Below are 7,966 nucleotides of genomic sequence, written 5' to 3'. Positions count from 1 at the left end.
CGGCCGCCGCGTACGCGACGAAGGAGCAAGCGGCGGCCGCGCACACGCGAGCCACAAGGGGCCGCGAACACGCCGCGACGAAGTCGCGGCAAATTGAACACAGTAGGCTGTGGCCGTGTCGAGACGAGCCGATGGCAGGGCGGACGATGAGCTCCGCGAGGTCCGGATCACCCGTGGTTTCACCACGCATCCAGCTGGTTCGGTGCTGGTGGAGTTCGGGCAGACGCGGGTGATGTGCACCGCGAGCGTCACCGAGGGGGTGCCGCCGTGGCGGCGTGACTCCGGGTTGGGCTGGCTCACCGCCGAGTACGCGATGTTGCCCGCCGCGACGCACACTCGCAGCGGGCGGGAATCGGTGAAGGGCCGGATCGGCGGACGGACCCAGGAGATCAGCCGTCTGATCGGCCGCTCACTGCGCGCCTGCATCGACCTCGCCGCGATCGGGGAGAACACCATCGCCATCGATTGCGATGTGCTCCAGGCCGACGGCGGTACCAGGACGGCCGCCATCACCGGTGCCTACGTGGCGCTGGCGGATGCCGTGACCTATCTCGGCGCGGCGGGCGCGCTGGCCGACCCCCAGCCGATCTCCTGCGCGATCGCCGCGGTGAGCGTCGGCGTGGTCGACGGCCGGGTGCGGGTGGATCTGCCCTACGAGGAGGACTCGCGCGCCGAGGTCGACATGAACGTGGTCGCCACCGATACCGGAACGCTGGTGGAGATCCAGGGCACCGGCGAGGGCGCTACCTTCCCGCGCTCCACGCTGGACAAGTTGCTCGATGCCGCGCTCGCGTCCTGCGAGCAGTTGTTCGTCGTGCAGAAAGAGGCGCTGGCGCTGCCGTATCCCGGGGTGCTTCCCGAGCCCGCCGAGTCGAAGAGGAAGTGATGACCCGCCGTCTGCTGGTGGCCAGCCGCAACACCAAGAAACTGAACGAACTGCGCCGCATCCTCGACGAGGCCGGCATCGTCGGCATCGAGATCGTCGGATTGAACGATGTTCCCCCGTACGACGAGGCGCCCGAGACCGGCGCGACGTTCGAGGAGAACGCGCTGGCCAAGGCGCGCGATGGCGCCGCGGCCACCGGATTGGCCTGCGTCGCGGACGATTCCGGTATCGAGGTGGACGCGTTGAACGGCATGCCGGGTGTGCTGTCGGCGCGCTGGTCGGGCAAGCACGGCGACGACGCGGCGAACAACGCGCTGCTGCTGGCGCAGCTGTCGGATGTGCCGGACGAGCGGCGCGGCGGGCGGTTCGTGTCCACCTGCGCGCTGGTGGTGCCCGGCGGCGCGGAGACCGTGGTGCGCGGCGAATGGCCCGGCTCGATCGGGCGGAAGCCGGTGGGCGACGGCGGTTTCGGCTACGACCCGCTGTTCGTCCCGGAAGGCGGCGATGTCACCGCGGCCCAGTTGACGCCCGCCCAGAAGGACGCGGTGTCGCATCGCGGGCGGGCGCTGGCCCAGTTGACGCCCGCGCTGGCGGCGCTCGCCGAAGGCTGACGCCTCAGACGCCGAAGGTCTGCTTGACCTGCTTGGCGTTGACGTGTTCGACGAAGAACGACAGCAACGGGATGGTGCCCGCGAGCAGGGTGCCGACGGTGCGCAGGACCGGCCAGCGGACCTTGACCGCGAGGTCGGCGGTGACCAGCAGGTAGACGAAGTACACCCAGCCGTGCACGACCGCGATCCAGCTGGGGGTGGCCACGTCGAAGCCGTACTTGGCGATCATCTCACCGGTGAGCAGCAGCAACCAGAGGCCGGTGATCCAGGCCAGCGCCCGATAGCGCAGCAGCGCCGGACCGATCTTGGCGGCATTCCTGGCCGGGGCCGGGGCAGCGGTGGTCTCGGTGGAATTCTCGCTGGTGGTCAACCGGCGCTCCTCTCGCGGGTGTGCAGGCCTGTCGTGCGGACCTGTTCTTCGATGTCGTCGGCGTGCAGCGCGGCGAGGTATCGGTTGTACTCGGCGAGCACGGGGTCCTCATCCCGGACGGCCTTCGGGCGCTCGGGCAGCAGTCCCGCCGGGAGTTCGGTCGGCGCGATCGGCTTCCCGGCGCGCCTGGCTGTGGGTGAATCGCGCCGCGAAGCCGCGGCGGACTCGTTCTTTTCCTCTGGTTCGCCTGCCTCGCGTTCCAGCCGCACGAACCGGAAGTAGGCGAAGACGGCGAAACCCGCGAACAGGGGCCACTGCAACGCGTAGCCGAGATTCTGTGCGGTGCCGGTCGCGGACTCGTACCGTTCCCACTGCCACCAGGCCAGCCCCAGGCAGCCCAGCGCGGCGACGATCACCAGCGCGATGAGGGCCGGGCGGTTGTGTGCCGAGCGGCGGGGTGAGGCGGACACGGCTTCTACGGTACCCGTTCTACTACGCGGGCCGTAGAACAAGGTACGCCGTCCGGCGCCTGCTGTGACCACGGTCATCGCGGCGACGAACGGTGCGGAGCGGACCGGCGCTCGGTGCGGTGCCGGATGCCGAGACGAGCGGCCGCGCGCCCGCTGCCAGACATGGCTTCCGATGTGGCAGCGGGCCGCTACAAATCACGCAGTCCAGTCGTCACGAGTGGTGCCGCTCGCCGCCTTGTGGCAGCGCGCACAGGGCGTGCGCTCCGGCGTTGCTCCGCTCAGAACGAGTAGGTGACGCCGGTCTTGCGCTCCGACTCGGCCCACAGCCGCTGCCACAGGTCCTTGTTCTGCGACAGGCGGGTGGACGACGAGGGTTTCACCGGGCCCTGGCTGCCGAAGAGCCGGGTCGGGCCCCAGTAGGTCTCGGGATCGGCGTCCGGCATGGTGGCGGCGAACAATGTCGAGTGCGCCGCCTTGGCGGGCGAGTGCCCGATCAGGCGGATGAACGGCTTGGAGATGTGGTCGAGCGGGGTCTCGGTGTGCGCGAAGAGGTCGGTGGCCGAGACACCGGGGTGCACCGCGTAGGAGCGCTTGCCCGAGCCGGATTCGCGCAGCCTGCGCTGGAGTTCGCGGGCGAACATCAGATTGCACAGCTTGGCCTGCGCATAGGCGAGATTGCGCTGATAGCGACGCTTTTCGTAGTCGAGGTCGTCGATCCAGAGCTTCGGCGTCTGCTTGTGCGCGATGCTGGAGAGAGTGACCACCCGATCGGTGATCCGGTCCAGCAGCAGGCCGGTGAGCGCGAAGTGCCCGAGGTGATTGACGCCCCACTGGGTCTCGAAGCCGTCTTTGGTCCGCGAGAACGGGATGTTCATCAGGCCGGCGTTGTTGACCAGGACGTCGAATTCGCCGCTGTCGTCGGCGAACTTGCGCACCGAGGACAGATCGGCCAGGTCCAGTTCCGCCACGCGGACATCGCCGTCGATGCCCGCGGCGACCTCTTTCGCCTTGACCGCGTTGCGGCAGGCCATGATCACGGTCGCGCCCTTGGACGCCAGGACTTTCGTGGTGACGGCGCCCAAGCCGCCGTTCGCGCCGGTGATGACAAAGGTGCGTCCCGTCTGGTCCGGGATCTCAGCTGGTTTCCACGCCATGCGCCAACCTTACTCTGGAGTAAGTTTACGGGGAAGATATCGGCATCGATCGTCTCAGACGCAAGAGCTCGTGTCGCGGAACGCGCCCGCGACACGAGCTGTCGGCCGGATCGCTCAGCGGCCGCTGCCGATGGGTTGCCCGAAGGCGGCCGCGAGTACGGCGCCCACCGTGTCGCTCCATACCTGCCAGGTGGCGGGGTCCAACGTCATCGAGCCGACATCGGTGATGGTGACGCCGTCGGCCACCGGCACGCCCGCGAAGCGGTCCTTCAGCCACAGCAGCGCGCGCGGCGCCGCGATCGGGTCGAGGGTCAGGTGCTCGCTGAAGTGGTCGCGGATGTACTCGACCCGCGCGCCCGGGTCCGCGGCATAGGTTCCGACGAGCTCGTTGACCGGTCCGACCGGGATCAACCAGTCGGCATTGGCCTGGTACATCAGCACCGGCATATCCGGCACGGCCTTGCCGAGCTTCGTCTTTTGCAGCACATCGGTGACGGCGGGGTCGGTGAAGGGGTTCTTCGCCAGCATCCCGAGGTTGTCGGCGAACGGGAACAGGGCGGCCTGGTAGCTCGCGCAGAGTTGTTCCTTGCCCGCGATCATGAGCTTGCCCAGGCCGTTCGCGTTCTCGTCGAGAAATTTCCGCAGTTCGGGATATTCGCGCGAGACGCCGAGCGCGCCCGCGAAGATCAGCCCGGCGGAGAGATTGCCGTTGGCCATCCGCAACGCGGCCGACAGGTCGGCGGGGATGCCGCCCTCCGCGGTGCCGACCACGTTCAGTTCGGGGGCGTAGTCGCGCTTCAGTTCGGCCGCCCAGCCGGTGGCGATCGCGCCGCCGGAGTAGCCCATCATCCCGACCCTGGTCCCGGTCCCGGACAGTTGCATCGGTGCGAAGTTCTCCGCGGCGCGAATGCCGTCGAGCGTGATGCGGCCCGCCAAAGGTCCTGCGGCGTAAGCCGAGTCGGGCCCCTGGTGGTCGGGGATCACCGCGGCCCAGCCTTGGGCCAGCGCAGCCTGCACCTCGAGGAACTGGGCGGCCACCAGGGTGGAGCCGGTCAAGGTCGCGGGGATGGAACCCATCTGGAGTTGATACGACGGCATGCAGTAGTTGCCGGTCGAGTCTTCGGCGATCTGGTAGGAGAACAGCGGTCGGTCGGCGACGTAGCCGCGCGGCTTGATCACCGTGGCCACGGCGGGGATGGCCTCGCCGCGGGAGTTGGTGGAGCGGAAGGACAACTGCCAGGCGTCCACGTTCACCGGGAGCAGCGACAGGTTCGCCAGATTGACCTGGCGTGCGGCGATGATCTGGCCGGGGGCCAGGTCGGTGTAGGTCTGCGCGGGCGGGCGATAGAACGCCGGGTCGAAGCCCGGCGGCAGCGGCGGAAGAGGGAACGGCAGTGCGGGCTGGACCACCGGATCGTCCGGCGCGGGCTCGGCGGCTGCCGAGGCGGGGAGGAAGGGCAGTCCCACCGCCACCGCGGCGAGCGCCGCGAGCAGCTTCGGTGCGTGCTTGCGGGAAATGACCACGCGAGAACCTCTTCGTTCGGTGAGCCACATTTGTGAGCCCCATCGGTTTCAGACTGGACCCGAGTATGCGGCGTCATGACCCGGATCACAAGTACGAATCGGGCGGCGGCCGAGGCATGCGGGGTAGTTCGTGGTCGCCGTGATTTCGCTACGGTGAGAGATATGACGGCGACAGTGGGCAGGCAATACGGCGGGCGTGCCGTCGTGGAGCGGAAAGCCGAGCGGCGTCAGCGGTTCCTCGACGCGGCCACCCGCATCTTCGCCGAGCGCGGTTACGCCGATTGCTCGCTGGCCGACGTGTGCGCCGCCGCGGGTCTGTCCAAGCGTCAGTTCTACGAGGAGTTCCAGACCAGGGAGGACGTTCTGGTCGCCGCGTACGACCGGATCCAGGACGAGGCCGCCGCGGCCGTGGTCGCGCGGATGGACGCGCTCGACCCGCGGTTCGATCTGCGCGCCGCGATGACCGCCGTGGTGACCGCCTATCTCGAATCGATCGGCGCCGATCCCTACCGCGCCAAGGTCGCCTTCATCGAAGTGGTCGGCGTGAGCGAACGGATGGAGCGGCACCGCCGCGAACGCAGGCACGCGTGGGCTTCCGTGCTGGAAACCCACGTGGTGCCGGTGGTTGCTCCCGGTTCGCGGGTGCGCGGCACGCCGGGGTGGGGGGCGAGCGCCTTGATCGGCGCGATCAACGGGCTGGCGCACGAGTGGGTGCTCGCCGACCCCCGTCCGTCGGTGGGCGAACTCGTCGATCTGCTCGTCCCCATCGCGATGTCGCTCATCGAGCGGCCGGAGGAAGCGCCAGAGGGCGAACCCAGCTGATTCGCTGCCGTGTCGCTGGATATCCATCGAAGCGGCAAAAGCCCATACTGGGCTGATGGCCGGTTCGGTTGCTGTCGCCGCGGACCCTGTTGCCCCGATGGGCAGGGCCAAGACCAACATCGTGTTCGGCACCATCGTGCTCGGCATGCTCATGGCGGCGCTGGACCAGACCATCGTGTCCACCGCGCTGCCCACCATCGTCGCCGACCTCGGCGGGGCGGGGCACATGGCGTGGGTGGTCACCTCGTACCTGCTCGCCGAGGCGGTGGCGACCGCCCTCGCCGGGAAGCTCGGCGATCTGTTCGGCCGCAAGCTGGTGTTCCAGATCAGTGCGGTGATCTTCATCGTCGGCTCGATGGTCGCCGGCCTGGCTGACGGCATGCTGGTGCTGGTCCTCGCCCGCGGGATCCAGGGCTTCGGCGCGGGCGGACTGATGGTCACGTCGATGGCGCTGATCGCCGACATCATCCCGTTGCGGCAGCGGGGCAAGTACCAGGGCGCGCTGGGCGCGGTATTCGGCGTGACCACGGTGATCGGCCCGACGTTGGGTGGCCTGTTCACCGACCACGCCAGCTGGCGCTGGTGCTTCTACGTCAACGTGCCGGTCGCGGTGGTGATGATCGCGTTGGCGGCCCGCACCATCCCACGGGTGCGCGCGGCGGCCAGGCCGATCATCGATTACCTCGGCATCGGCTTGGTGGCGCTGGGCGTCTCCTGCCTGATCCTCGGCCTGGAATGGGGCGGGCAGCAGTACGCGTGGGGCTCGCCGACGATCATCGGTCTGTTCGCCGCGGCGGCTTTCCTGCTCGCCACGTTCGTCGGGGTCGAGTTGCGAGCGGCGGAACCGATGCTGCCGATGGGGTTGTTCCGCAGCCGGGTGTTCACGGTGTGCTCGATCCTCAGTTTCATCGTCGGCTTCGCCATGCTCGGCTCGATGACCTACCTGCCCGCGTATCTGCAATATGTCGACGGCGTTTCGGCCACCATGTCGGGTGTTCGCACGCTGCCGCTGGTGGTGGGCCTGTTCACCACCTCGATCCTGTCCGGGCAGGTGGTCGGCAAGACCGGCCGCTACCGGTACTTCCCGATCGCGGGCACGTTGGTCATGGCGCTCGGCCTGTACTTGATGTCGACGATGGGCCGGACCACAGGCACATTGCTGGAGTCGCTGTACATGCTGATTCTCGGCCTGGGTATCGGACTGGCGATGCAGGTGCTCACCATCGTCGTGCAGAACACCGTGCCCTACGCCCAGCTGGGTACCGCGACCTCCGGTGTCACGTTCTTCCGCACGCTCGGTAGCGCCTTCGGAACGGCCATCTTCGGCACGCTCTACAGCAACCAGATCGGCCCCAACCTCGCCGCCGCGCTGGCTCAGGTGCGCGTGGTGCCGCCCGAGGTCGCGGCGGACCCGCAGGCGTTGCGCGCGTTGCCCGCCGAACAGTCGGCGCCGATCATCGACGCGTACGCGGACTCGATCGATTACGTGTTCTTCTGGGTCGTTCCGATCGTGCTGGCCGGATTCGTGGTCGCGTGGTTCCTGCCCGAGGTGCCGCTGCGTGACAGCGCGCGGGCGGGGGTCGGCGATGTGGGCGAAGGGTTTTCGGTGCCCGACTCGCCCGATCGGCTGGTGCAACTGGAACGCGCCATCGCGGGCACCATGCACCGAGCGGGGGCGGAGGATCCGATCGGCGCGCGCATCCTCGCCGACGCGGACAGCGACCTCACACGCGGTGAGGCATGGGCGCTCGGCCAGGTGTATCTGCGCGACCGGGTGCGCGGTGACGCCACGCTGGCCGGAATCGCCCGGGCGCACCGAGTGCCCCAAGAGGTGATCGAGCCGATCTACGACCAGGTCGGCGCGGAAGGCTATCTGGCGCGCGAGGGACAACGCTTGCGGCTCACCGATTCCGGTGCGGCCGAGATGGATCGGATCAAGGCGGCCTGGCGGCGCTGGCTCGACACCAGGCTCGACGACTGGAACGAGGCCGACCCGGCCGATCGCGCACTGCTGGATCAGGCGCTGACGAACATCGCCACAAAGTTGCTGGAGGACCACGCGCGCGAGCAGGAAACGGTGCCCGCCTGACCGCTCTTGCGGCCAATTGCTCGTAGACGTATATTCGTAG

General features: G+C 68.6%; 8 protein-coding genes. 4 read left to right on the top strand and 4 right to left on the bottom strand.

The window, feature by feature from the left end:
• Positions 1-115 precede the first annotated feature (115 nt).
• Both rph and rdgB read left to right on the top strand, forming a co-directional pair.
• On the top strand, positions 116-886 hold the full coding sequence (gene rph / locus ACWEO7_RS13135) for a ribonuclease PH (protein ID WP_355075601.1): 771 nt from the start codon (positions 116-118) through the stop codon (positions 884-886).
• Positions 886-1,497, top strand: coding sequence for an RdgB/HAM1 family non-canonical purine NTP pyrophosphatase (gene rdgB / locus ACWEO7_RS13130; protein WP_452423256.1), 612 nt, complete (start codon positions 886-888; stop codon positions 1,495-1,497). Before rph ends, rdgB begins: the two co-directional genes overlap by 1 nt.
• 4 nt (positions 1,498-1,501) lie before the next feature.
• Here rdgB and ACWEO7_RS13125 read toward each other — a convergent pair whose 3' ends face one another.
• From ACWEO7_RS13125 to ACWEO7_RS13110, 4 genes are all read right to left on the bottom strand, one after another.
• On the bottom strand, positions 1,502-1,867 hold the full coding sequence (locus ACWEO7_RS13125; RefSeq protein WP_450026368.1) for a DUF3817 domain-containing protein: 366 nt from the start codon (positions 1,865-1,867) through the stop codon (positions 1,502-1,504).
• On the bottom strand, positions 1,864-2,337 hold the full coding sequence (locus ACWEO7_RS13120) for a transcriptional regulator (protein WP_452423254.1): 474 nt from the start codon (positions 2,335-2,337) through the stop codon (positions 1,864-1,866). Before ACWEO7_RS13120 ends, ACWEO7_RS13125 begins: the two co-directional genes overlap by 4 nt.
• A 278-nt stretch (positions 2,338-2,615) precedes the next feature.
• The gene (locus ACWEO7_RS13115) at positions 2,616-3,491 is read right to left on the bottom strand and encodes an oxidoreductase (RefSeq protein WP_452423252.1); all 876 of its coding nucleotides are present in this window, start codon (positions 3,489-3,491) and stop codon (positions 2,616-2,618) included.
• A 114-nt stretch (positions 3,492-3,605) separates the two neighbouring features.
• Positions 3,606-5,045: a lipase family protein gene (locus ACWEO7_RS13110; protein WP_452423250.1), complete on the bottom strand. Its 1,440-nt coding sequence runs from the start codon at positions 5,043-5,045 to the stop codon at positions 3,606-3,608.
• Between the two features lie 132 nt (positions 5,046-5,177).
• Between ACWEO7_RS13110 and ACWEO7_RS13105 the strand changes: the two genes are divergently transcribed.
• Together ACWEO7_RS13105 and ACWEO7_RS13100 are read left to right on the top strand one after the other, a co-directional pair.
• The gene (locus ACWEO7_RS13105) at positions 5,178-5,837 is read left to right on the top strand and encodes a TetR/AcrR family transcriptional regulator (RefSeq protein WP_452423248.1); all 660 of its coding nucleotides are present in this window, start codon (positions 5,178-5,180) and stop codon (positions 5,835-5,837) included.
• Positions 5,838-5,892: 55 nt separating this feature from the next.
• Entirely contained in the window at positions 5,893-7,926 is a 2,034-nt protein-coding gene (locus tag ACWEO7_RS13100; RefSeq protein ID WP_452423246.1) for a DHA2 family efflux MFS transporter permease subunit, read from the top strand.
• Positions 7,927-7,966 lie beyond the last annotated feature (40 nt).

This window comes from Nocardia sp. NPDC004260 (assembly GCF_053603155.1).
The sequence above is the reverse complement of the archived record's forward strand: the minus strand, read 5'-3'. Positions and strand labels throughout refer to the sequence as shown.